This is a genomic window from Curtobacterium sp. MCBA15_007 (assembly GCF_001864905.1).
Taxonomy (GTDB): domain Bacteria; phylum Actinomycetota; class Actinomycetes; order Actinomycetales; family Microbacteriaceae; genus Curtobacterium; species Curtobacterium poinsettiae.
On the sequence record NZ_MJGM01000005.1, the window covers coordinates 1 to 22,685 of the forward strand.

Consider the following 22,685-nt stretch of genomic DNA (forward strand, 5'->3'; position numbering starts at 1 on the left):
AACGACGAATGCCGCCGGCCTGGGGCCGGCGGCATTCGTCGTTCTGCGTGTGTGTCGATCAGCGCGTGCGGAACACGTTGTCCTCGCCGTCGTCGCTGACCTCCGGCTCGTTGTCACTGGTCAGGCGGTTGCCGTCGGTGGTCACCCGCACCGAGCCGACCTGCTTCGCGGCGATGTCGTTGATGGAACCGGAGACGACGAGTTCCTCGACGTTCCCGAGGTGCACGACCGCGTTGCCCGCGGTGATCTCCACCGACGCGCAGTCCCCGACGGTGATGTCCTTGTTGGCCTGGTCGACGACGGCCTTGCCGTCCTTGCACCCGGCCCGGACCTTCTCGATGTCGGCAGGCGGGTTCGAGAAGACCTGCTCGTCCGCCTTGGCCGTCGCGCTCGCACTCGGCTTCGGGGTCGGCTTGTCGTCGCCGGTGCCGGAGCACGCGGTCACTGCAGCGAGGATGCCGACGGCGGTCAGTCCGGTGACGAGCAAGCGGCGGACGGGAGGATGGGAGCTCAGGGCCATGGTGTGTTCCGATCTGGAGCGGGAGGTGTCGGGCGCGTCATCGGACCCGCGGACATAAGTATGTCACGTTCTATACAATACTTGATATGCTGAATGCATGACAACTGATCGGTTGCCTCTGGTGGCCTTCCTCAGCCACTCCGCAGCCCTCTCCGGGGCAGAACTGCTCGTCGCCCGGGTGACCGCCTCGTGCACGAGGATCGAACCGATCGTGGTCCTCGGCGAACACGGCCCGCTCGAGGAACTCCTCGCCGACTCCGGGGTGCGCTGCCAGGTCGTTCCCCTCGATGCGACCGTCCGGCACCACACCGCCACCACGGGAGCTGGGCTCCTCGCGAAGACGGTCAGCACACTCCGCGCCACCCACGAACTCACCCGCGTCCTGCGCGCGCTCGGTGTCGACGTGCTGACGACCCACTCGGCGAAGGCACACATCTGGGGTGGACTCGCCGGGCGGCGGGCCGGGATCCCCGTGGTCGCCCACGCACACGACCTCGTCGGTGCCGATGGGTCGTCGCGAGTCAACGCAGCGCTGCTCCGGCTCGCGTTCGCGGTCCTCCCCCGGACGGTGGTCGCGAACTCCCGGACCACGGCCCGGACGCTCGGTCGCCTGCCCCGGCCCGTCACCGTCGTCGCCTGCCCCGTGTCCGTCCCGGCGGAACCAACGCCGCACACCGCTCCGGTGTGCACGATCGGCATGGTCGGACGCCTCACGCCGTGGAAGGGTCAGGACGTCGCCCTCCGCGCCTTCGCGGCCGCCCGCGCGTCCGGTCTCGACCCCGACGCACGGCTCCGTCTCGTGGGCGCACCGCTGTTCGGCGCCGACGACGCGTTCGCCCGGTCGCTCCACACGCTCGCGTCCGACCTCGGCGTCCGCGACTCCGTGGACTTCCGTGGGCACCAGCACGACGTCGCCGCCGAGATGGCCGCGTGTGACTTCGTCGTCCACGCCAGCACACGCGCGGAGCCGTTCGGACAGGTCGTCATCGAGGCCATGGCGCTGGGCCGGGCCGTGATCGCCAGCGATGCGGGTGGCCCCGCCGAGATCATCACCCACGATCAGGACGGCCTCCTCGTCCCACCCGGCGACGTCGCAGCGCTCGCGTCCGCCATGGTGCGACTGGCAGACGGCCAGGAGGCCCGGGATCGGCTCGCCGACAACGGCCGTCGGACCGCCAGGCGGTTCGACCTCCCGCGCGTCGTCGCGCAGCTCGAAGCGATCCTGGTGGCGGCCGCCCGCTGACGCGGGACGGCGGCACTGCACGTGCGCGGCGCCTGCCGCGGGCCGACCCGGCGACGACTGGCGGGCCTCCTGGCCGGGCGCGTCAGGAACGGACCGCGCTCGGGATACCGGTCCACGCGCCGATCTCGCGCCGGAAGCGTGTGGTGGAGAACGTGTCGGCCCGCGCTCGGCAGTCCGCACCGTCGAGTCCCGCAGCCGCCTCGACGGCCGACCGGATCGTCGACGGGGCGAAGTCGTGCAGGACGACACCGCTCCGACCGGGCTCCACCGAGTCGCACGCGCCGCCGACGGCGTTCACGACGACCGGCGTGCCGAGCGCCATGGCCTCGACCGGCATGATGCCGAAGTCCTCCACCGGTGGGAACACGTAGACGGCTGCACGCTGCAGCAGTGCCGCCAGGAGCGCGTCGGACGGCCGGACGACGATGCGGACGTCGACGTCCGAGTCAGCGGCGAGCGCCCGGAGCCGTTCGAGGTCGGGTCCGTCACCGGCGAGCACCACCGGCCGCGCAGATGCCCGGCCGGCCTCGATCACCACGTCGAGTCGCTTGTACGGCACGAACCGGGACGCACCCAGCAGGAAGCCCGCGGGCAGCGACTCGAGCAGCGCACGCTCACGGTCGTCGAGCACCTGCGCCCAGTCGTCGACAGCGGTGAGTCGTTCGACCCCGACGGGCGGGTGGATCACGACCGCATCGACGTCCCAGCTCGCTCGGATGCGCTGCTGCACGAAACGACTGTTGGCCGCGACGTGCCGGAGCGCCCCACCCCGACGGCGGTCCACTGCACGGAGCGCGGGACCCGCGACCCGTGCGGCGACGGACGAGCCGCGGGCATCGAGCTCCGGGTTCCAGAGGTACCGCGCCGGTGTGTGCACGTAGGTGAACTGGCGCTCGGGATCGACACCGGGCACACGGGCCTGGTGCGCGAACAGGTGCGAACTGACGAGCGCCCAGTCGTACGGTCCGAGGTCGCGCAGCCCGTGCGACCACAGCGCGGGGAGGAAGGGGACGGCCAGGGCCTTGCGACCCCGCAGCGGCGTCGGCGCGAGGGCGCTCTCGATCACACGCCGGCCGGGGTACCGGCCAGGGGCGTCGTTCCAGAGGCCGAAGAGATCGGCGTCCGGGTACTCGTCCGCCATGGCGTCGAGGACACGTTCGGCGCCGCCGACCGCTTCGATCCACTCATGCACGAGCAGTCCGCGCATCGCGAGCTCCTTCCGTCGCTCGTGCGGCACAGGCGACGACGGCGTCGATCGCCTCGTCGGCCAGCGCGCACATCCGGGCGTGGTCGGCGTCGTCCCCACGGACCGGGTCGGCGATGTCGTCCGCCTCCGGCTCGGTGGGGGCGGTGCCGAGTCGGGAACGTGCGACCAACCTGGGGAAGTCGTCCCAGAACCCCGCGCCGACAGCGTCCTGTTCGAGGAGCGGACGGACGAGCCGTTCGAACTCGCGCAGCGTGAACGTCCGCCGCAACAGCGCGGGAGCGATGTCGAGCACCGCGGCACGGTGCTGGCGTTCCAGGGTGAGCACGAGCGCGGGGCCGTCGAGCACGCGTGCCGTCAGGGGCGTCCCTGCGAAGCCGGAGGGATCGGCACCGTGGCGCAGGACGGCGTCGGACGAGCGCGGGAACATCGCCGCACCGTGCTCGGCGGCGGTCCCTGCGCTGGACACCCGGAACGCTCCCGGGGCGACGGCGTCCAGGCGGGCGCGGAGCACGCGTTCGACGTAGGGGGAACGACAGACGTTCCCTTCGCAGACGATGAGGATGGCGATCACGATCGAGTTCCTGTCAGTGCGGGGACGGTGGGCCGGCGGGTGGGAATCGTGGGCCGGAGGGTGGGGACGGCGGTCGGGACCCACGTCGGGGTCGCGCAGGCCGCGATGAGGACCCAGAGGACCGGGGTCGAGAAGTCGGGCGTCCCGACGACCTTGGCGACGACCAGCGCGACGAGTGCCGTGGCCGCCGCGACCGTGCCCGGACGCCGGATCGCGGTCGCGACGATGCCCGTGACGAGTGCCGCGAACGCCGCGGTGCCCGGGATGCCGACGGTGGACAACAGGGACATGCCGAACGACGACGGTCGGTTGCTGCCGATGCCGGCGCCCATCCCGAGCGTGTCCGCGAGGACGCCCCAGCTGAACGTGTCCGCGCCCGTCCGCGAGTCGTACGACTTGCTGTCCACCTTGTCGACGACGAGTTCCCGGACCGGCGCGAGCAGGTGGTCACCGGCGACCAGGGCGACCACGGCCGCAGTGAGCACGCCGATGACGAGCCACGGGGTGCCGACGCCACCGCGGACGACGTACCGGACGGCCAGGACGACGATGCCCAACCCGATCACGACGGCGGATGCGACGACGGCCGTGCCCGAGGACGCCTGCAGCAGGTTGGAGCACGCGAGGGCTGCCGCCGCGGACCAGAGGAACCGGGTCCGCCCGGTGGAGCGCAGCGCCGCAACGACGAAGAACGCGACCGCGGGCAGGGAGAACGCGGCGAGCTCGCTCGGTTCGCTGAAGACCCCGCGCAACCGGTCCTCCGTCGTGGTCCAGGCGTACGCCACGTTCGGCAGGGTGTCGAAGAGGGGAGCCGTCACGTCCGCTCGGAACAGCAGGAGGAAGCCCCGGATGCTCGTCGTCACCGTCCCCACGACCAGCGCGACACCGACCGCGAGGACGGCACCCCGGACGCGCACCAGGTAGAGCGCGCAGCAGGCGGCGAGGAGCAGGTAGGCGAGCTGTGCCCCGTTGCTCACCGTGTAGGCGAGCACACCGGGGTCGGCCACCTGGTGATCGACTCCCCCGCGCGAGACGAGGACCCGGATGCCGCCGAACATCCACGGAGCCAGCGCGGTGATCACCGTCGTCCACGCGAGGAAGACGGCGAAGGCGTTCGCAGTCCAGTGCGACGTCCCCAGTCGACGCGTCCCGAGCAGTGCGCAGGCGCTGGCTGCTGCCGCGACGGTGAACAGCGGCACGCCGTTCCCCCCGAGGACGACGCCCGCGGAGTACGGCAACCCGGCGGCCACCCCGATGATCACCGGCAACCACTCGCGACGCACCGTCAGTCCGACGCCGAGCGCGACGAGGAGCAGGGTTCCGAGGACGGTCATCCGCGCTTCCTCCACTTGGTTGCGTAATATTTCATATCAACTACTATGAGTATCACACATCGAAACCCGAAGGAAAGGCTCGGATGACACTCGCGCAGTTCATCGACGTGCTCCGGCACCGCTGGATCTCCATCGCCGCGGTGCTGCTGCTCGCGACCGGACTCGCGGCGGCCTTCTCCGCGGTCCAGGCACCGCAGTACCGGGCGACGAGCGAGGTGTTCGTGTCCGTGGCAGGCGGGGCCTCGGTCACCGACCTCAGCCAGGGCAACACCTTCTCGGCCGCCCGGGTCAAGTCGTACGAGGCGCTGGCGGTCACGCCCCAGGTGCTCGGACAGGCCGCGAAGCAGCTCGGGCTGCCTGGCGGCGGCCTCGGGCGGGTGGTCACGGCGGAGTCGAAACGCGACACCGTGCTCATCGCGATCAGCGCCACCGACGAGTCCCCGTCGCAAGCCGCCGCCATCGCGAACGCCGTCACGGAACAGCTGGTGAAGGTGGTCGAACAGGTCGAGAACGAAGCGGCCGCCACCGATGGCCTCGTGCACCTCAGCGTCTTCCAGCCCGCAACCGCTCCGAGCACGCCGTTCTCACCCCGACTGGCCGTCAACACCGCCATCGGTGTGCTCGCCGGACTCGCGCTCGGCATCGCCCAAGCCGTGCTCCGCGAGGTCCTCGACACCCGCCTCCGCTCGTTCGAGGCACTGCGCCGGCTCACCCACGCGAGCGTGCTGGGCGAGTTCCCCCTGGACGAGACCATCGCGAACGAACCGCTCGTGTCATTCGGCAACCGCTACAGCACGCGAGCCGAGGCGTTCCGCCAGCTCCGGACCCACCTGACCTACACGAACCTCGACGGGGACGCGCAGAGCATCGTCGTGACCAGCGCGACGCCGGGCGAGGGGAAGTCCTCGACCGCCGTGAACCTCGCGCTCATGCTCGCCCAGAACGGCTCGCGCGTCGTCCTCGTCGACGCCGATCTCCGACGACCGACCACCGGCACCTACCTGGGCATCGAGAGCCGCGTCGGACTCTCCACGGTCCTGACCCGGCAGGTCGCCCTCGACGACGCCGTCCAAGAAGTCGGCGCGGACACCCCCCTCCACGTCCTCGCCGCGGGGCGCGTTCCGCCGAACCCGAGCGAACTCCTGAGCTCGAGCCGCATGGTCGAGCTGGTCCGCGAGCTCGAGTCCCGATACGAGTACGTCATCGTCGACGCACCTCCGATGCTCCCGGTGACCGACCCCGCTGTGCTGGGCGCGATCTGCAGCGGTGTCCTGCTCGTGGTGAGCGTGGACGGGCGGACCAGACGCGCGGACTTCACGGCGGCAGAGCGCACCGTGACCCAGGTCGGCGCCCGCCTGCTCGGCCTCGTCGTGAACCGTCTACCGGTGCAGCGTCGCGCGAAGACCTACTACAACTACGAGCCGTCGGCACCGGTCAGCGAGAGCCCTCGTCGATCGTCGCGAGCTCGTCGCACCGCGGAGGACCACTGATGAAGCCGCCCACACGCCGTTCCCTCGTCTACCTCGGGTGGCAGGGGAACGCCAACTTCGGCGACGACCTGCTGTACGAGACCTGGCGCGCTGCGCTCGACGACCCCCTCACGGTCCAGGCACCGCTCAACGCACGCGACTACCTCCGGACGGCGCCACGGTTCGGGGTCGACCGGCTCCGCACGCTCGGCACGGAACGGGTCGTCCTGCTCGGCGGCGGGACGTCCGTCGGGTTCGCGGCGTGGGCCGAGCACGCACGGCTGGCGATCCGCAACTTCGGAGCGGACGGGCTGATCGGAGTGGGTCTCGGAGCGGCGTCAGCATCGGACACGTACTCGCTGGCGCAGCAGCGGCAACGCTGGGAAGCCTGGCGCACGCTCGAGCGGCTGCACATCGCCGGCGTTCGCGGTCCCCTCACCCAGGACGAGGTCTCCGCGCACCTGATGCCCGTCGACATCAGCGGTGACCCGGCGCTGCTCTACCCCCTCGTCCGGCACGTGCCCAGGCCCACCCGGGCTGCTCCGCGCATCGGCGTGAGCCTCGGGTCCGATCCACACTCCCGCTTCGACGTCGCCACCGTCGCCGCGGCCGTCGACGAACACGCACGTGACATCGGTGCGACCGAGGTGGTCGCGTTCGCCCTGTCGGCAGCCGACCAGGACGCCGCACGCCAGCTCGCAGGCCGTCTGACGACGGCGTCGGTCGTCCACGCCTCCACGGACGTCGCTGCGACGATGGCCGCGATCGGCGGCTGCGACCTCGTGGTGTCGGAACGGCTGCACGGAGCCGTCGCCGCGGTGTCGCTCGGCATCGCGACGGTCCCGCTGTCCTACGCCTCGAAGTGCGACGACTTCTGGTCGAGCGTCACCGGCCGTGCCGCCCCCGTCACGGTGGGCCACTCGGCGCACGACCTGGTCGACGCGATGCGCGCGGCCAAACAGGAGCGTGCGGGCATCGCCGAACGGGTCCGCGAACTGCAGGACCGCTTGCAACGGATCCGGGGCGAGCTGCTCGCCTGGAAGTCGGGGACGCGCTCGACGTCGGACCTGCTGACGACGAGCACGGTGTCGATGTGAACGCCGTCACCGGGCCCGACCACCGCTTCCACCTGGTCATCTCGACGATCCGCTCGCCCGAACACATCGAACGCTGCCTCGACTCGATCCGCCGAGCACGTGTGCCGGTCTTCGTGACCGTGGTCGAGCAGCGCCCGAAGCCGGACGCGCTGCCGCTCCTGCGGGACCTGATCGAGGCCGGTCACGCCGAACACGTGCACGAGCCCGTCGTCCGTGGTGTCAGCCGTGGCCGGAACCGCGGGCTCGCCACGATCCGCGGGGACATCGTGGCGTTCCCCGACGACGACTGCTGGTTCGACGACGGCGTCCTCGAACTCCTGTCCGAGCGGATGGACGGTCGGGACCTCGACGGAGCAGCGATCCCCTGCCGTGCGAGTGACGACAGCGGCACGATGCTCCGCTGGCGTCGACGAGCATGCCGGGTCACGAGCTGGCGGGTTCCCCGGACGATCGTCGCCGCAGGCATCTTCCTGCGGCGAGAACTGCTCGAGACGCACGGGCTCTTCGACGTCGCGCTCGGTACCGGTTCGGCGACGCCGTTCGGTTCGGGCGAGGAGAACGACCTCGTCATCCGTGCACTCCGTCGCGGCGCCCGCATCGCCTACATGCCGGAGGTGACCGTGCGGCACGGCGACTTCCGGCACGACGGCATGACGGACGAGACCCTGGCCAAGGTGCTGCGGTACAACCGGGGGTTCGGCCGGGTGCTCCGGAAGCACCGGCTCCGCGGCCAGGCGGCCTACTGGGTCACTCGCTCGATGGTGGCCGTCCTCGTGGCCCGGGTGAAGCGGGACCACGATGCGACCCGGTTCCAGCAGGCACAGCTCCGTGGCCGGTGGCAGGGGTGGCACGGCACGGACGACCACCGCGTGCACCACGCGTTCGACCGGGGCACGACGCCGCAGCACGGGTGACGCGAGTCGCCCCGCGGCGCACCAGGTGCACCGCGGGGCCACTCGGAGTCACTCGGAGTCACTCGTCCCAGACGACGAATCGGGGAATCCACTTCGCGGACATGTCGAGCTTCCCGGCGGTGCCCCGCACGGTCTTCTCGGACCCGGCGGGTTCGACGATCCGCCCGGTTCCGCGGAGTGAGACGCGCACGGGCGTCGACAGGTGCTGCGCCTCCGACTGCCAGACGACACGGGCGTGGTGCTTGCCGTCCGGCGAGGTGAACCGCATGTGGCGGACCGGACCGATCCGGTGCTCCGCCACGTACCGCTTGCCGGCGAGGACCCGCTGCATGGTCGCCCAGGCCGCGGCGGAGGGCTTCGGCTCGTAGCCGGCGTCGGCGTTGCCGACCAGCCCGAACGTCCGTGCGGTGCCGTTCGCCGTGGTGGGCTCGGCCATCTCGAACAGGAAGAGCCGCTCGACGCCGTACTGCGCGGCGATGGCGTAGGTGCGCAGGACGTATGCGGTCTGGTCCTCCGGTCGAACCCACCCCGGACCGGCGAACTGGGTCGGCCACCCGACCTCGGTGATCCAGATCGGCAAGGCGCTGCCGTCGGGGCGCGGGTACCGGTCGGCCGTCGTCCGGAGCCACGCGAGCGCATCCTCGATGCACGGGTTGGTCGGGACGCAGAGTTCGGGCCCCCACGGGTTGTTGTAGGGGTGGATGCTGACCGCGTCGACGTGGTCGGCACCACCGAGGTGGAACCACTCGCCGATCCAGGCGCGCTCGTCGTCGGACACCGCGTTCTGGGTCGGCCCGACGATCGTCGCCGCCGGGTCGGTGGCACGGATGACCTGTGCTGTGACCCGTGCGAGCTCGATGTATGCGGCGGGCGTCGCGGGCAGCACACCGTGGTTGTTGGTCCACTCGTTCCAGACCTCGTAGGACAGATCGGTGTCCGGGTGCCGGTCCCGCATGTGGGACACGGTCTCCTTGACGTACCGCTTCCACGCGGCGGCCTGGGCGGGTTTCGAGACGTCCGGTGGTGCCATCGGGTCGTTGGTGTACGCGACGTTGCCGTAGTCGAGGACGAAGAGCGGACTGACCCCCATGTCGCGCACGACCGGGTCGATGCGGGCGTCCGTCGCCGCGAAGTCGAACCGTCCGGCGACCTTCTCGACCGCGCTCCACTGCAGGTCCTGTCGGTAGCTGCCGGCACCGAGTGCGGCGAGTGAGGGCAGCGCGCTCGCCACGGGGTTGACGCCGAGACCGAAGTACGGGTCCGAGCCGACCGGACCGGCGATGGTCCGCACGAACCGGGTCGACGCGGAGGTCGCGCCCGGCGTCTGCACGGTCAGCCGGTAGGTGCCGGACGGCAGGGCGCTCGTGGGGTGCACCTCGACCGATCGGGTCCCCGCCCGACCGGTCCCCGAGTCGACGATCGTCCCCGTGGTGTCGTTGACCCGCCAGGTGACGTCCGCCGCACGCTCCACGCCGTCGACCGTGAACCGGGGGCGATCGTCGGGTCCGAACAGACCGCTCCCGCCGACCGGTCGGATCGTCGGCGTCGTCGAGGCCGTCGACGTGGTGCCCCGTGCGGACGAGGGCTGGGCGTGCTCGGACAGGATCGCCGCGAGGACGACGCCCGTGACGGCAGCTGCGGTGAGGCCACGGCGGCGGGTGGAGGGGGGACGGGGGGCGGGGCGGCCAACGGAGGGCCCGACGTGTTCCATCGGGCCATCATCGACAGCACGGACGGGTGCTGGCGAGCAATCGGAATGCACGGCACCTGCGATGCGATGCGATCGGCTCGACCACGCTGCGAAACACGGAACTCGGAGTGCGAACTGCTGGCGATCGGCGAACCCGCCCGCCCACAGTTGCTCGATGCCAGCCGAACGACCGACCTTCACCGGCGTCCAGGTGCTGCGGTTCGTCGCCGCGCTCCTCGTCGTGTTCTCGCACCTGCCGACGTACCTGCACGCCCGTCTCGGCACACCCCTGGTCGACATCCCCGTCGGCCAGGTCGGGGTGACGGTGTTCTTCGCGATCAGCGGGTTCGTCGCGGTGCTCGTGACACAGCGGACCCCGAGGCCGACCTGGCGCGGGTTCCTCCGCCGTCGGCTGGTCCGCATCCTGCCGCTCGCGTGGGCGGTGATGACGATCAAGCTCGTCACGCTGCTGGTGGCCCCGCAGGCCCTGGAACGCGCGGCCACGTCACCGACGTACATCGTGTCGTCGTACCTGTTCCTGCCCGGCCGCGGCCCGAACGGCGTGGTCGAGCCGTTCTTCACGGTCACCTGGACGCTGTCGTTCGAGCTGCTGTTCTACGTGGTCGTCACGATCGCGCTCGCCACCCGCTCTGACCCCCTGCGGCTGGCGTCCGTCGTCTTCGTCGGGCTCGCGGTCGCCTCGGCGTTCCGCGGGCCGGACGGGTGGCCGACCTGGCAGTTCCACGCGAACCGCATCGTGTTGTGCTTCCTGGTCGGCATGGTGATCGGCCGGTGGGCGCTCGACCGCCGCACCCGGCTGGCACTGCTCCGGACCGCGGCGATCACCGCGATCTGGCTCGTGGTGGGCACCGTCGCGGGCGCGTCCGTGCCGAGCCTGCTGCTGTTGCCGCTCGCGGCCGCGGCGCTGGCGACGACGGTGGTGGGTGAGCCGCTCCTGCGTCGGTGCACCGGCACCGTCGGGCGGACGCTGGGCGATGCCTCGTACGCGCTGTACCTGACGCACCCGATCCTCGCACCGGCGACGGTGGCCGTGGTCGCCGCGGTCGTCTCCGCCCCCGCAGCGCCGATCGTCGCGGGCATCGCCGCACCGGTCGCCGCCGTGGCCGCCTCGGTCGTGGTGTGGTTCGCGGTCGACCGTCCGGTGATCCGGCGGCTCCAGCGTCGTCGGACCGCACCACCACGGACCCCACGCGCCGCGAGGCACCGGCTACCCGCCGGGTAGTGTCGTCCCGTGCGATGGAGTCGAGTGAACTGGCCCTCCGTTGGCTACGTCTCCCTCGAGGACTTCGACGGCCAGCGCGAACACGTGACCCGGTTGCTCGAGGACGCCCCTCCCACGGTCGCCGCGCTCCTGACGGTCAAGTGGACCGACTCGCGGATCGAACGCTGGATCGTGGAGTCCGCCGACGCCGTCGTCGATCCGGACGCCGACGAGGACGACGTGACGACCCCCGTCGACCTGCCGGGCCACGGTGTGCCCGACCCGGTCGTCGTGCACGCGGACATCGTGGTCCGCAACGACGAGGTCCTCGACACCCCGAGCGGCCTGTGGCGCCGCTGGAACCACGCCAGGGTGTCGCTCCGGCTCCGGGATGCCGTCATCGACCCGCCCGGGGTCGATCCCGCAGCGCTGCTCGCCGGTGACGCGCACGTCGCCCGGGGCGAGCTCGAGTACCTGAACGAGCACGACGCCTGGGAACTCCGGCTGCTGATCTCCCCCGTCGGCGAGGTCGCGATCCGGTTCCGTGGTGTCCGCGTGGCGATCCGGAGCGTCGCCGAGTCCGTGTACTCCGGCCTGGAGTCGCGCCCGGCACGCGGCTGGCACGGCCCGGTGCCGGACGGCTGGGTGGAGTGGACGACCGAGGTGGTCCGGGCCGCGGCCTACGGCGACCTCGGCGGGCTGCACCTGGCCGACGACGCGAGCGACGTCGACGACGTCGACCCCCGATGGGGCTTCGCCCCGCTGCACGCCGCCGCGTGGTTCGACCACCCCGAGATGCTCGAGGAGCTCCTGCGCCGCGGTGCGACCCTGCAGCTCGAGGACACCGAGGGGCGCACACCGCTGACGCTGGCGATCGACCGCGACGCGCGACGGGCGGTCGACGTGCTGGTGGCAGCGGGTGCCGACCTGGAGGCCCGTGACGGCGACGGCAACACCCCGATCATCCGCGCCGCGTGGGGCGGGCACGCCGCGATCGTGCGTGCCCTCGCCGCCGCGGGTGCGGACACCGCGGCGCGCGGCTCACGGGGCGCGACGCTGCTGATCGCGGCCGTCGACTCCGGCGACGTCGAGACCGTCCGTGCGGTGCTGGCGCAGGGCGTCGACCGCGATGCCGTGGACGACGAGGGCTCGACCGCTGCCGACCGCGCGGAGTTGCTCCGCGCGACGGCGGTGGCCGACCTGCTCGCCGCTGCCTGAGCGCCGTCCGCACCACGGCCCGTGGGCCGACCCGCGCCGGACGTGACGAAGCGCGGCGGACGGGAGCAGGGCCTCCCGTCCGCCGCGCGCTCGCGGGTCGACCGTCCTAGACGGTGACCTGCTCGACGGCGTTCGCCTGCGCGACGCGCCCGTACCAGCGGGCGGAGTCCTTCGGCGTGCGCTCGAAGGTCTCACGGTCCCACGCGACCAGCCCGAACGTCGGCCGGAAGCCCGACGCCCACTCGTAGTTGTCGAGGAGCGACCAGTGCTGGTAGCCGAGGACCTCGATGCCGTCCTCGATGCAGCGGTGGATGCCCTCGAGGGCGCCCTGCGTGTACGCCTGCCGACGGCTGTCGTCGGCGGTGGCGATGCCGTTCTCGGTGATCATCAGCGGGACGCCGCCGGAGAGCTCCCACGCGCTGCGGAGCCCGTCGGCCGAGGCTTCGGGGTAGAACTCCCAGCCGGTGAGGGTCGTCTCGACGTCGTCGGACACGGGCAGGGGCCCGTCCGGACCGATGAACGTGCGCGTGTAGGCCTGCACGCCCAGGAAGTCGTCGCCGGCGGCGTTCTCGAGGTACCAGTCGTCGCGCGGGTACCCGTACTCGCGGAGCATCGTGTCCGCGCCCGGCTCACCGTTGGACTTGAACGCCTGCGTCGCGATGGTCCACCCCGACCGGAGGCCCGACACCTGTGACAGGACCTCGCGCGACCGCTTGTGGCTGGCCAGCAGGGCGTCGGCGACGCCCAGGTCCGGGTTCGGCAGGCCGAAGGCCACCAGGTTGGCCGCGTCCTCGCCGCCGGCGAGCATGGCCGCGATGTTCGGCTCGTTGATCGTGCAGACGTAGCGGACGCCGTCCTGCACCACGGGGAGCGCGGCCTCGGTGTAGCGGGCGAACAGGTCGGCGGCATCGGGGGCGCGCCAGAAGCCGTCGCGTTCGAACCAGCGCGGCACGGTGAAGTGCATGAGGGTGACGATCGGCTCGATGCCGAACTCGTGGCAGGCGTCGACCATGCGGCGGTAGTGGTCGACCTCGGCGCGGCTGACGAACCCGCGCTCGGGCTCGATGCGGGCCCACTCGATGCTGAACCGGTACGAGTTCAACCCGAGCTCGGCGGCCATGCGGATGTCCTCGCGGTACCGGTGGTAGCTGTCCGCCGCGTCACCCGAGGGCTCGACGATGGTGGTGTCCGGCTCGTGCTCGTGCACCCACCAGTTGCTGTTGACGTTGTTGCCCTCGATCTGGTGGGCGGCGGTGGCGGCGCCCCAGAGGAAGCCGTCGGGGAACTGCAGCGTGGAGATGATGGTGCCTTTCAGTGCGTGTTCGAGTCAGTGCTGGCTCAGGAAGGCGTCGAAGACGGCGACCGTCCCGAGCGGATTCTCGACCTGGGGGCCGTGGTAGCTCGCGGGGATGACGACGTACTCGGCGCCGGTCTGCTCGGCCATCGCCCGCTGCCACGGGATCGGCCAGGCGTTGTCCCACTCGCCGTGGGCGACGAGGACCGGCAGGCCCGTGGCGCGCAGGGCGTCGGAGGCGTCGGTGTGGTCCTCGAGGATGTGGCCACCGGCGACGACGCTGAGCGGGCTCGTCGCGTCGAAGCGGTCGCGCACCATCCGGACGTCGTCGGGCAGCTCCTCGTCGGGCCGGTACGCCCAGAGCGGGTTCGTCGAGTCGAACAGCTGCCGGAGGTTCCCCCCGGTGTCGTGCAGGATCGTCAGCTCGGCGACCTTGCGGTACGGCCACCCGTGCGGGCCGGAGCAGAACTGCACGACGTCGCGGAACGCCGTCGGGTCCTGCAGCGCGGCCGCCCGGACGATCACACCACCGAGCGAGTGCCCGACCAGGTGCACGGGGGCGCCGTCGTCGAGCAGGCGCGCGACCCGGACGACGTCGGCCGCTTCTTCGTCGAGGGAGTAGTCCCGCGGCTCGGTCGGCGCGGCCGAGTCGGCCTGCCCACGCCGGCTGATCGCGACGGCGGTCCACCCGGCGTCGCGGAGGACGGGCAGGAACGTGCGCCAGTCCTCCTTCGAGCCGGTGTACCCGGGGACGATGAGCACGGTGCCCTTCGACACCCCCTCGGGCACGATCCGGTAGGCCGTGAGCCGCCCGACCGGGACGTCGATCCCGACGACGTCGACGCCGTCCGGGGTGGGCAGGTGCCCGAACGGCGGGACCGTCGGGAAGTCGTGCAGGGTGGTCATGGTCGTCCTTCCGAGAGCGTGCGGCGCGGGTTCGGCACGGCGTCGAGGAGGGCGATCGTGTACGGGTCCTGCGGGTCCTGCAGCACCTGGGCCGTGTGACCCCGCTCGACCACGGCGCCCTCGTGGAGCACCATGATGTCGTCCGTGATGAGCCGCGCGCTCAGCAGGTCGTGCGTGATGTAGAGGAGCGAGACGCCCCACTGCTCGCGGAGGTCCTCGAGCAGTGCGAGCACCCCGGCACGCAGCGTCACGTCGAGCATCGACACCGGCTCGTCGGCGATGATCACCTGCGGGTCGCTCGCGAGTGCCCGGGCGATCACCACGCGCTGCCGCTGCCCGCCGGAGAGCTGGTGCGGGAGCTTCTGGGCGAACTGCTCGACCGGGGTGAGCCCCACCGTCTCGAGCAGCTCGAGCACCCGGCGCCGGGCATCGCGGCCGGTCAGCCCGGTGTAGTTCGCGATCGGCCGGGACAGCGTGTACTCCACCGTGTGCAGCGGGTTGAGCGCCGAGTACGGGTCCTGGAACACCATCTGCACCTCGGAACGCAGGTCCCGCAGGCCGCGCTTGCCGAGGCGGGCGACGTCGAGGTCACCGAACCGGACCGTGCCGGTGGTCGGCTTCTCGACCCCGGTGAGCAGCTTCGCGATGGTCGACTTGCCCGAACCGGACTGGCCGACCAGGGCGAGCGACTGCCCGGGTTCGAGGGTGAACGACACGTCGCGCACGGCCTGCACCGGCTGCTCACCGCGGCGGGGCGCCGGGTAGGTCTTCACGATGTGGTCGACGACGATCGGGTTGCGGGCGGCGCTGCGCTCGCGGGACCCGACGGTGCTGAACGACGAGGTCGTCTCCTGCCGCTTCTCGCCGGCCTCGGCACGGAGCGAGCGGTCCGGGAAGCCCGGCAGCGACACCACCTCGGCGCGGGGGTCGGCGTAGTGCGACAGCAGCATCTGCGTGTACTCGTCCTGCGGGTCACGGAGGATCTCGCGGGAGCCGCCGTCCTCGACGATGCGGCCCTCGTGCATGACGAGGACGCGCTCGGTGGCCTCGAGGACGATGCCGAGGTCGTGGCTGATCAGGATCGCCGTGAAGCCCTCGGTGCGCTGCAGCTCGATGATCGTGTCCATCACGGCGTGCTGCACGAGCACGTCGAGCGCCGTCGTCGGCTCGTCGAACACCATGAGCTGCGGTTCGAGCGAGAGCGCCAGGGCGATGGAGACGCGCTGCCGCATGCCGCCGGAGAGCTCCCCGGGGAACCGGGCGAGCATCGACGTCGGCAGCTTCACCTTCTCGATGAGCTCCTTCATCCGGGCGTCCCAGCGGTCGCGCGACACGTGGCCGTGCGCCTTGAAGACGTCGATGAAGTGGTTCCGGATGGTGCGCACCGGGTTGAGCGCGTTCATGCCGGACTGCAGCACCATCGCGAAGCCGCCCTGCCGCTGCTGGCGCAGGGCTTCGTCGTCGAGGTCGCGGATGTCCTTGCCCGCGAAGACGATGCCGCCGCCGTTCGTGCGCGCCGGTGGCTTCTGCAGCCGGGTCAGCGCGTAGCCGAGCGTCGACTTGCCGGAACCGGACTCGCCGACCAGGCCGACGAACTCGCCCTTCTTCAGCTGGAACGACACGTGGTCGACGGCTTGGACGGCCGTCTGGCCGGCCGATTCGTAGACGACCGACAGGTCGCGGACGTCGAGCAGGACGGAGGCGTCGCCCTGGTCGTGACGGGCGTCGGACCGGAGGCCCGTGGCGGCGCCGGTGGGCGCCTCCAGGCCGTCTGCCGGGTGCGTTTCTGGCAAGCCGCTCATGCGCGCTTCTCCTTACGGGGCCGTGCGCCGTCGCGCAGCCGCGGGTTGGACACGGCGTCGACGCCGAAGTTGATCAGGGTGAGGCTCATCGCGAGCAGCGCGATGCAGAGACCCGGCGCGAAGAGCAGGATCCACTGCCCGGTGAGGAGCGCGTTCGAGTTCTGCGCCCAGTACAGGATCGTGCCCCAGCTGACGATCGACGAGTCGCCGAGTCCGAGGAACTCGAGGCCCGCCTCGGCGAGGATGGCGCTGGTGGCGGCCCCGAAGAAGCTGCCGACGATGAGGCTCGTCATGTTCGGCAGGATCTCGCGGAACACGATGCGGGTCGCGCCCTCACCGGAGAACTGGGCGGCGGTGACGAAGTCCCGGCCGCGCAGCGACTGCGTCTGCGAGCGGAGCACGCGAGCGCCCCACGCCCAACCGGTCACGACGATGACCGCGATGATCACCGCGATGCCGCCGTTCTGCAGGTAGGCGGCGATGACGATCATCAGGGGCAGCCCCGGGATGACGAGGAACAGGTTCACGATGAACCCGATGACCTCGGCGACCCAGCCTCGGACGTAGCCCCAGCTGAGGCCGATCGCGACGGCGACGAGCGTGGACAGGATGCCCGCGACCGCGCCGACCATGACCGAGATGCGAGCGCCGTAGATGATCTGGGACAGGACGTCCTCGCCGGCGGCGGTGGTGCCCATCCAGTGGTCGGGCGTCGCGTCGGCGGACCGGGCGAAGCCGTTCTGGCTGGCGCCGTACGGGGCCAGGAGCGGGGCGAAGACCGCCACGAACACGAAGACGCCGAGGATGATGATGCCGATCCGGGCCTTCTTGTTCGACCAGACGACGCCGAACTGGCGGGCGGCGGCGCGGAGCTTGCTCGGCGCCTGCTGTTCTTCGTTGGGTGCGTTCTCTTGTGTGCGCACCGACACGGTTGCGTTGGTCATCGACGCGTCCTCGGGTCCAGAACGCCGTACATGACGTCCACGATGAAGTTGGCGATGAGCACCGACACGGTGATCATCAGGAAGAGGGCCTGCATGAGCGGGTAGTCCTGCCCGATCACGGCGTTGAACAGCAGGTAGCCGATGCCCGGGTAGCCGAAGACCTGCTCGACCAGGACGGAACCGCCGACCACGCCACCGAGCGCCAGACCGAAGCCGGTCAGGTTCGGCAGGATCGCGTTGCGGGCCGCGTAGCGGATGGCGACGGTGCGCCCGCGCAGGCCGTTGGCCTCGGCGAAGGTCACGTAGTCGTCACCGAGGGTGTTGATCATCGCGTTGCGCATGCCGATGATCCAGCCGCCGAGGCTCGTCACCAGGATCGTGACCGCCGGCAGCACCGCGTGCTGCAGGGCGTCGCCGAAGAAGGCACCGTTCAGGCCGGGCGTCGTCGTGGCCGAGTAGGCACCCGTGGTCGGGAACCAGTGCAGCACGTAGCCGAGGAAGAACAGCAGCAGCAGGGCGGTCCAGAAGTACGGGAACGTCGACATGAAGCTGCCGGACAGGGTCGGGAGCGAGTCGAGCCAGGTACCGCGCTTCCACGCTGCCGCGACACCGATCAGGGTGCCGAGGACGAACGCCAGGATCGTGACGACCCCGACGAGGATCAGCGTGTACGGCAGGGCCTTCGACACGAGGTCGCCGACGGGCTGCGGGTAGAAGGTGTAGCTCGTCCCGAAGTCGAGGGTGATGACCTGGTGCAGGTAGCTGACGTACTGGTCCCACAGGTTGCCGGTCGGTACCCCGAGCTGGGCCTCGATGGCCTTCTTGGTGGCGTCGGTGACCGGACCGTTCTGGCTGAGCTTCGCGAGTGCGGCGTCGGCCGGGCTGCCGGGCATCAGGCGCGGGAGCACGAAGTTCAGCGTCACCGCGGCCCAGAGGGTCAGGACGAAGAGGACGAGTTTCTGGAGGATGTACTTCACTTCTGGTCCTCCTGCGCCTTCTGCTCCTGCAGGATCTGCTTGCCGGCGGCGCTGTCGCGCAGCCGGAGCTTCGTGAAGATGAGCAGCGGTGCCGAGTCGTAGTTCTGCGGTGCCATGTAGGGGTCCTTCGCACTCGGCCAGCCGACGAACTTGCCGGTGTTGAACAGGCCCCAGAGCCCGCCGTAGTACATGCCGATGACGGGGAGCTCGTCGTACACGGTCTGCTGCAGCTGGTCGAGGATCTCCTGCTGCTTCGCGGTGTCCGTCGTCGCCTTGTACTCGTCGAGGAGCTTCTGGGTGTCGGCGTTCTTGTAGCGCTCGTAGTTGTTGACGGTCGACTTGCCGACCGGCTGGTAGAACTCGGTGCTGAGCAGGGAGTTGAACGCCTGGTAGACGTCACCGTTGCCCATGCCGCCCATCGCCATGTCGAACTCGCCGTTGTTGATGTTCTGCTGGTAGCCGGCGGGCTGCGGCGCCTGGATCGTCACCTTGATGCCGATGGCGGTGAGTTCGCGGCGGACCTCCTGCGCGGCGCGGAGCCAGTCGGAGTAGCCGTTCGCGGTCATGATCGTGATCGCGAGCTGCTTGCCGTCCTTGACGACCTTGCCGCCCTGCACCGAGTAGCCGGACTTCTCGAAGCTCGCGAGCGCCGCCTTCGTGTCCTGGGTGATCATGCCCTTGTCGGGGATGTCCGGGTTGAGGTAGCGCTCCTGGTTCGGCAGGATCAGGCCGGTCTGGCCCGCCGCCGACAGGTTGCCCTCGGACGCGGTCTCGGCGATGGCGTCACGGTCCAGCGCGAGCGAGATGCCCCGGCGGACGTTGACGTCGCTGTACGGCGCCTTCGTGAGGTTCGGGATGAGGCCGATCACACCGCCGGCCGGGAACCACCACTCGTTCGTCTTCGACGCGGCACCCCAGGTGCCCTTGACGTCGGAGATGAACGAGTACGCCCAGTCGTAGCCGCGGGTGACGGTGTCGAGCTGGGTGTTCGTCGCCGGCAGGATGAGGTGCTTGATGGCGATCTTGTCGGCCTGCCAGTACTTCGGGTTCTTGTTCATCGAGTACTGCTGGTCGGTGTAGTTGCCGAGGACGAACGGACCGGTGCCGACCGGGTTCGGGTCACGCCAGGTCGTCGGGTCCTTCACGCCGCCCCAGTGGTCCTCGCCCAGGATGTACGTCTGGCCGATGATCGTCAGGCTCGGGACGTCCTCGCTCTTGAGGTGGAAGACGACGTGGTCACCGTCCTGCTCGATGCTCTTGATGTGCTGCCAGGCGCCCTTCACGTCCATGGCGGGGAACTTCTTGAGCAGGTCGAAGGTGAAGACGACGTCCTTCGCGCTGAAGGGCGAACCGTCGGACCACTCGACACCCGAGCGGATCGTCATGTCGATGGTCTTCGCGTCGGGCTGGCTCCACGCGCTGGCGAGCCACGGGTTGCGCTTGCCGTCGAGGGGGTTCACCTCGATGAGGGGCTCGTACATCCACTTGGAGGCCGTGCGGGCGTTCGCGATGTACGGGTTGAAGTTGCGGTCGAACAGCGGGTTGCCGCGGTCCGCGTTGATGAGCATCGTGTCCTTGCCGATGGTGGGATCGGGTTCGGATCGGACCTGGATGCTGCAGCCGGTGGCCACGAGGGCCACTGCGCCGAGGCCGGCGATGGCCGCGACGAGGCGGCCTCGGCGGCGTGGGCCTGGGTCACGCGTGCCGCGCGTGCGCTGTGGGGGAAGCGTCATTGCTCGGTCGACCTCCATGTCGATTCGGTACGTGCTCAATGTATGCGCTTACATCGCGGCGTGCAACCGCAGGTGTTGTTTCGCGGGGCGGCGCACGGTGCGAGGTGCGCCGACTGGTGCGAGGTTGCCCGCTCCGTGCACTGCTCCGGGCTCGCACGGGGCGCCGAAGGTCGCACGGGATGCGCAACGCCGCACGGTGCGACCTCGCGACCTTGCGACCTTGCGACCTCGCGACGGCACGCACGCTACAGCGCGGGCGGGCAGCTCTCGCGCAGCAGCACCTCGACGGGCAGGCGCACGGCGCGCGGCGGCCCCTCGCGGCGCTCCAGCCGGTCGACGATCGCCAGGACCGCAGCACGACCGAGCGCCCCCATCGGCTGGTGCACCGTGGTCAGGCGCGGCGACGAGAACCGACCGGCGTCGATGCCGTCGAACCCCGTCACGACGAGGTCCTCCGGCACGCGGAGCCCGCGGGCAGCGGCGGCGTCGAGCACCCCGAGCGCGGACTGGTCGTTCGAGCAGACGACGGCGCGCGGGACGTCGTCGGCCAGCAGCGACACCGCGAGCTCCCGCGCCCGGGCCCTGCCGAAGTCACCGTGCACGGTGCGCACCGCCGAGGCCGGCACCCCGTGGTCGGCCAGCGCTGCCCGGAACCCCGCCGAGCGCTCCATGTCGTCGGGCGAGTCGATCGGGCCCGCGACGTACGCGAGGGACCGGATCCCCAGACGCCCGATCACGTGCGACGCCAGGGTCCGCATGCCCGCGGCGTTGTCCACGCTCACCGAGTCGAACCCGTGCGAGCGCCGGTCGTCGGCGAGCACCACCACCGGGATGCGTCGGGCGACGTGCTCGAGCAGGTCGTCGGGCACCGTCTGCGCCAGCACGGCGAGCCCGTCGACCCGGCCGGCGACGTCGTTCACGATGACGTCGCGCGACGACCCCCGGCCGGCGGCGACCATGAGCGCGAGACCACGCTGCCAGGCCTCGGTCTCGGCGCCGCGCAGGACCTCGTCGAAGTACAGGTTGGACGAGAACGGCTGGGTCACGTGGCGTCGGTCGTCGACCACGCGGACGCCACCGTCGGTGACCAGGTCCGGCCGCTCGTCGGGCACCACGTCGAAGCCGGGCAGCAGCAGTCCGACGACGCCGGTGCGTTTGCCGGCGAGGGCCCGGGCGTTGCCGGACGGGACGTACCCGAGGCTCCGGATCGCTGCCTGCACGCGGTCCCGGGTGCCCTCGCGGACGGCGTCGGGCGTGCGGAGCACGCGCGAGACGGTGGCGATGGAGACGCCGGCTGCAGAGGCGACGTCGTAGACCGTGGGAGGTGCGGTGCGCTGGTCGGCCAACCCGTGCCTCCCGTCCGACGTCCGCTGGTGCCGCGCCTCGACCATGCGGCCGGACCATCCTAGGCATGCCCCGTACCGGGAGTTCTCCACACGGCGCCGGAAACGCTTGCGGGACAGCGGGTGTCGCGCGACACTGTTGCGACCTCAGTACGTCCCGTGAGGAAGCGCACCGGCGGGCCGCGGGCCCGCACCGACCAGGTTGCCCACACGCAGGGGAAGGACACGACATGTCACAGTCGACACGTTCCGGGAGCAAGCTCGCACTCCGCGCGAGCCACGACGAGGCCGAGGTGCGCGACGCGCTGCTCGAACGCACGGATTCGATCCGCACGTTCGACGACGCCGACGCGTCGCCGGAGTCGGCGGACCGCCCCTAGCGGCGCACGCCGGGTCTCCCCCGCCACGGCCAGGAGGCCCGGCGCACCGCCCACGCGCCGCTCGCGTCAGCGCTCGGTCGCGCCCACGATCGTCATGCCCGCCCCGCGCAGGCGTCGGCGCTCCTGCGCGATCCAGCTCAGCAGTCGGTCGTTGGTGCCGGCGACGTGGGCGGCCACGAGCTCCGCTGCACGGTCGGCGTCGCCGTCGCGCACGGCGTCGATGATGGCGCTGTGCTCGTCCCATGCGGCGTCGCGCGCCTCGGGCGTGCGGACCTCGATCCAGCGCGTGCGCTCGAGTCGGGTCAGGGCATCGGCGATCGCATCGGTGACGAACCGGTTGCCGCCGAGCGCGGCGAGGTCCAGGTGGAACGTCGACCCCATCCGGATGCCGGCCTGCTGGTCGGGGGTGGGACGGAGGGCGTCGAGGTGCCCGCGGACCTCGGCGAGCTGCTCGGCGGTGGCGCGCTCGACGGCGAGCCGTGCGGCGGCGGGTTCGAGGATGCCGCGGAGTTCGGCGAGCGAGGCGATCTCGTCGAGGTCGATCGGGGTGACCGTCCACGAACGGCCCTCGTGCAGGATGAGCCCCTCACGCTCGAGCCGCGACAGTGCGGCGCGGACGGGCGTGCGCGAGGCGTGGAACCGTGCTTCGAGCCCACGCTCCGAGATGCGCTCCCCCGGTGCGATGTCGAGGGTCAGGATGGCTGCGCGCAGGTTGTCGTAGAGCTGGGCCGTCTGCGACACGGGTGCGTCGTCGGTCGGGTCGGTCACGGCGGACAAGCCTAGCGGCGGAGCGGCCGGAATGGTATACCGTTGTGGTATAC

General features: G+C 71.0%; 20 protein-coding genes. 7 read left to right on the forward strand and 13 right to left on the reverse strand.

Annotated features, from left to right (window positions below):
• Nucleotides 1-58 precede the first annotated feature (58 nt).
• Nucleotides 59-520: a DUF3060 domain-containing protein gene (locus tag BIU95_RS04315; protein ID WP_139179645.1), complete on the reverse strand. Its 462-nt coding sequence runs from the start codon at nt 518-520 to the stop codon at nt 59-61.
• 97 nt (nt 521-617) lie between these two features.
• Here BIU95_RS04315 and BIU95_RS04320 point away from each other — a divergent pair, with 97 nt between their 5' ends.
• The gene (locus BIU95_RS04320) at nt 618-1,763 is read left to right on the forward strand and encodes a glycosyltransferase (protein WP_083389231.1); all 1,146 of its coding nucleotides are present in this window, start codon (nt 618-620) and stop codon (nt 1,761-1,763) included.
• A gap of 82 nt (nt 1,764-1,845) precedes the next feature.
• On the opposite strand, the gene BIU95_RS04325 is transcribed toward BIU95_RS04320, so the two are convergent.
• From BIU95_RS04325 to BIU95_RS18545, 3 genes are read right to left on the reverse strand one after another with little or no spacing between them, the layout of a single operon-like run.
• Nucleotides 1,846-2,970 (reverse strand): glycosyltransferase, encoded by a 1,125-nt coding sequence (locus BIU95_RS04325; protein ID WP_071250628.1) that lies wholly within the window; start codon nt 2,968-2,970, stop codon nt 1,846-1,848.
• Entirely contained in the window at nt 2,948-3,541 is a 594-nt protein-coding gene (locus tag BIU95_RS18540; protein WP_071250583.1) for a hypothetical protein, read from the reverse strand. The genes BIU95_RS04325 and BIU95_RS18540 overlap by 23 nt, the downstream gene beginning before the upstream one ends.
• The gene (locus tag BIU95_RS18545) at nt 3,538-4,875 is read right to left on the reverse strand and encodes a hypothetical protein (protein ID WP_071250585.1); all 1,338 of its coding nucleotides are present in this window, start codon (nt 4,873-4,875) and stop codon (nt 3,538-3,540) included. Before BIU95_RS18545 ends, BIU95_RS18540 begins: the two co-directional genes overlap by 4 nt.
• Nucleotides 4,876-4,958: 83 nt before the next feature.
• Between BIU95_RS18545 and BIU95_RS04340 the strand changes: the two genes are divergently transcribed.
• Genes BIU95_RS04340 through BIU95_RS04350 form a run of 3 tightly spaced genes read left to right on the forward strand, consistent with a single transcriptional unit; the run spans nt 4,959 to nt 8,355 of the window.
• On the forward strand, nt 4,959-6,365 hold the full coding sequence (locus BIU95_RS04340) for a polysaccharide biosynthesis tyrosine autokinase (protein WP_071250587.1): 1,407 nt from the start codon (nt 4,959-4,961) through the stop codon (nt 6,363-6,365).
• Nucleotides 6,365-7,441 (forward strand): polysaccharide pyruvyl transferase family protein, encoded by a 1,077-nt coding sequence (locus BIU95_RS04345; protein WP_071250588.1) that lies wholly within the window; start codon nt 6,365-6,367, stop codon nt 7,439-7,441. The genes BIU95_RS04340 and BIU95_RS04345 overlap by 1 nt, the downstream gene beginning before the upstream one ends.
• On the forward strand, nt 7,438-8,355 hold the full coding sequence (locus tag BIU95_RS04350) for a glycosyltransferase family 2 protein (protein WP_071250589.1): 918 nt from the start codon (nt 7,438-7,440) through the stop codon (nt 8,353-8,355). The genes BIU95_RS04345 and BIU95_RS04350 overlap by 4 nt, the downstream gene beginning before the upstream one ends.
• 58 nt (nt 8,356-8,413) lie before the next feature.
• Here the strand turns inward: BIU95_RS04350 and BIU95_RS04355 are convergent, their stop codons facing one another.
• A complete protein-coding gene (locus BIU95_RS04355; protein ID WP_071250590.1) occupies nt 8,414-10,066 on the reverse strand; it encodes a glycosyl hydrolase in 1,653 nt (550 codons plus the stop codon).
• A 154-nt stretch (nt 10,067-10,220) separates the two neighbouring features.
• On the opposite strand from BIU95_RS04355, the gene BIU95_RS04360 reads away from it, so the two are divergent.
• Nucleotides 10,221-11,288 (forward strand): acyltransferase, encoded by a 1,068-nt coding sequence (locus BIU95_RS04360; protein WP_071250591.1) that lies wholly within the window; start codon nt 10,221-10,223, stop codon nt 11,286-11,288.
• Between the two features lie 9 nt (nt 11,289-11,297).
• The gene (locus tag BIU95_RS04365; RefSeq protein ID WP_139179648.1) at nt 11,298-12,485 is read left to right on the forward strand and encodes an ankyrin repeat domain-containing protein; all 1,188 of its coding nucleotides are present in this window, start codon (nt 11,298-11,300) and stop codon (nt 12,483-12,485) included.
• 106 nt (nt 12,486-12,591) lie between these two features.
• Here the strand turns inward: BIU95_RS04365 and BIU95_RS04370 are convergent, their stop codons facing one another.
• From BIU95_RS04370 to BIU95_RS04400, 7 genes are all read right to left on the reverse strand, one after another.
• The gene (locus BIU95_RS04370; protein WP_201300469.1) at nt 12,592-13,776 is read right to left on the reverse strand and encodes a glycoside hydrolase family 1 protein; all 1,185 of its coding nucleotides are present in this window, start codon (nt 13,774-13,776) and stop codon (nt 12,592-12,594) included.
• Nucleotides 13,777-13,812: 36 nt separating this feature from the next.
• The gene (locus BIU95_RS04375) at nt 13,813-14,685 is read right to left on the reverse strand and encodes an alpha/beta fold hydrolase (RefSeq protein ID WP_071250596.1); all 873 of its coding nucleotides are present in this window, start codon (nt 14,683-14,685) and stop codon (nt 13,813-13,815) included.
• A complete protein-coding gene (locus tag BIU95_RS04380; RefSeq protein WP_083389239.1) occupies nt 14,682-16,487 on the reverse strand; it encodes an ABC transporter ATP-binding protein in 1,806 nt (601 codons plus the stop codon). The genes BIU95_RS04375 and BIU95_RS04380 overlap by 4 nt, the downstream gene beginning before the upstream one ends.
• Complete coding sequence (locus tag BIU95_RS04385; RefSeq protein WP_071250598.1) at nt 16,484-17,431, reverse strand: ABC transporter permease; 948 nt, start codon at nt 17,429-17,431, stop codon at nt 16,484-16,486. Before BIU95_RS04385 ends, BIU95_RS04380 begins: the two co-directional genes overlap by 4 nt.
• Nucleotides 17,428-18,408: an ABC transporter permease gene (locus tag BIU95_RS04390; RefSeq protein WP_017886395.1), complete on the reverse strand. Its 981-nt coding sequence runs from the start codon at nt 18,406-18,408 to the stop codon at nt 17,428-17,430. The genes BIU95_RS04385 and BIU95_RS04390 overlap by 4 nt, the downstream gene beginning before the upstream one ends.
• Complete coding sequence (locus BIU95_RS04395; protein ID WP_139179650.1) at nt 18,405-20,141, reverse strand: ABC transporter substrate-binding protein; 1,737 nt, start codon at nt 20,139-20,141, stop codon at nt 18,405-18,407. Before BIU95_RS04395 ends, BIU95_RS04390 begins: the two co-directional genes overlap by 4 nt.
• A 245-nt stretch (nt 20,142-20,386) precedes the next feature.
• Entirely contained in the window at nt 20,387-21,532 is a 1,146-nt protein-coding gene (locus BIU95_RS04400) for a LacI family DNA-binding transcriptional regulator (protein ID WP_083389241.1), read from the reverse strand.
• A gap of 182 nt (nt 21,533-21,714) precedes the next feature.
• Between BIU95_RS04400 and BIU95_RS18550 the strand changes: the two genes are divergently transcribed.
• Nucleotides 21,715-21,864, forward strand: coding sequence for a hypothetical protein (locus BIU95_RS18550; RefSeq protein WP_017886398.1), 150 nt, complete (start codon nt 21,715-21,717; stop codon nt 21,862-21,864).
• 66 nt (nt 21,865-21,930) lie between these two features.
• Here the strand turns inward: BIU95_RS18550 and BIU95_RS04405 are convergent, their stop codons facing one another.
• Nucleotides 21,931-22,632, reverse strand: coding sequence for a GntR family transcriptional regulator (locus BIU95_RS04405; protein ID WP_254783262.1), 702 nt, complete (start codon nt 22,630-22,632; stop codon nt 21,931-21,933).
• Nucleotides 22,633-22,685: the final 53 nt, after the last annotated feature.

Excerpts from the sequence above, each read along its gene's own strand:
- BIU95_RS04315 (WP_139179645.1), bottom strand. The coding sequence starts at position 520 with ATGGCCCTGAGCTCCCATCCTCCCGTCCGCCGCTTGCTCGTCACCGGA.
- BIU95_RS04320 (WP_083389231.1), top strand. The coding sequence starts at position 618 with ATGACAACTGATCGGTTGCCTCTGGTGGCCTTCCTCAGCCACTCCGCA.
- BIU95_RS04325 (WP_071250628.1), bottom strand. The coding sequence starts at position 2,970 with ATGCGCGGACTGCTCGTGCATGAGTGGATCGAAGCGGTCGGCGGCGCC.
- BIU95_RS18545 (WP_071250585.1), bottom strand. The coding sequence starts at position 4,875 with ATGACCGTCCTCGGAACCCTGCTCCTCGTCGCGCTCGGCGTCGGACTG.
- BIU95_RS04340 (WP_071250587.1), top strand. The coding sequence starts at position 4,959 with ATGACACTCGCGCAGTTCATCGACGTGCTCCGGCACCGCTGGATCTCC.
- BIU95_RS04345 (WP_071250588.1), top strand. The coding sequence starts at position 6,365 with ATGAAGCCGCCCACACGCCGTTCCCTCGTCTACCTCGGGTGGCAGGGG.
- BIU95_RS04355 (WP_071250590.1), bottom strand. The coding sequence starts at position 10,066 with ATGGAACACGTCGGGCCCTCCGTTGGCCGCCCCGCCCCCCGTCCCCCC.
- BIU95_RS04360 (WP_071250591.1), top strand. The coding sequence starts at position 10,221 with ATGCCAGCCGAACGACCGACCTTCACCGGCGTCCAGGTGCTGCGGTTC.
- BIU95_RS04375 (WP_071250596.1), bottom strand. The coding sequence starts at position 14,685 with ATGACCACCCTGCACGACTTCCCGACGGTCCCGCCGTTCGGGCACCTG.
- BIU95_RS04380 (WP_083389239.1), bottom strand. The coding sequence starts at position 16,487 with ATGAGCGGCTTGCCAGAAACGCACCCGGCAGACGGCCTGGAGGCGCCC.
- BIU95_RS04385 (WP_071250598.1), bottom strand. The coding sequence starts at position 17,431 with ATGACCAACGCAACCGTGTCGGTGCGCACACAAGAGAACGCACCCAAC.
- BIU95_RS04395 (WP_139179650.1), bottom strand. The coding sequence starts at position 20,141 with ATGACGCTTCCCCCACAGCGCACGCGCGGCACGCGTGACCCAGGCCCA.
- BIU95_RS04400 (WP_083389241.1), bottom strand. The coding sequence starts at position 21,532 with ATGGTCGAGGCGCGGCACCAGCGGACGTCGGACGGGAGGCACGGGTTG.
- BIU95_RS18550 (WP_017886398.1), top strand. The coding sequence starts at position 21,715 with ATGTCACAGTCGACACGTTCCGGGAGCAAGCTCGCACTCCGCGCGAGC.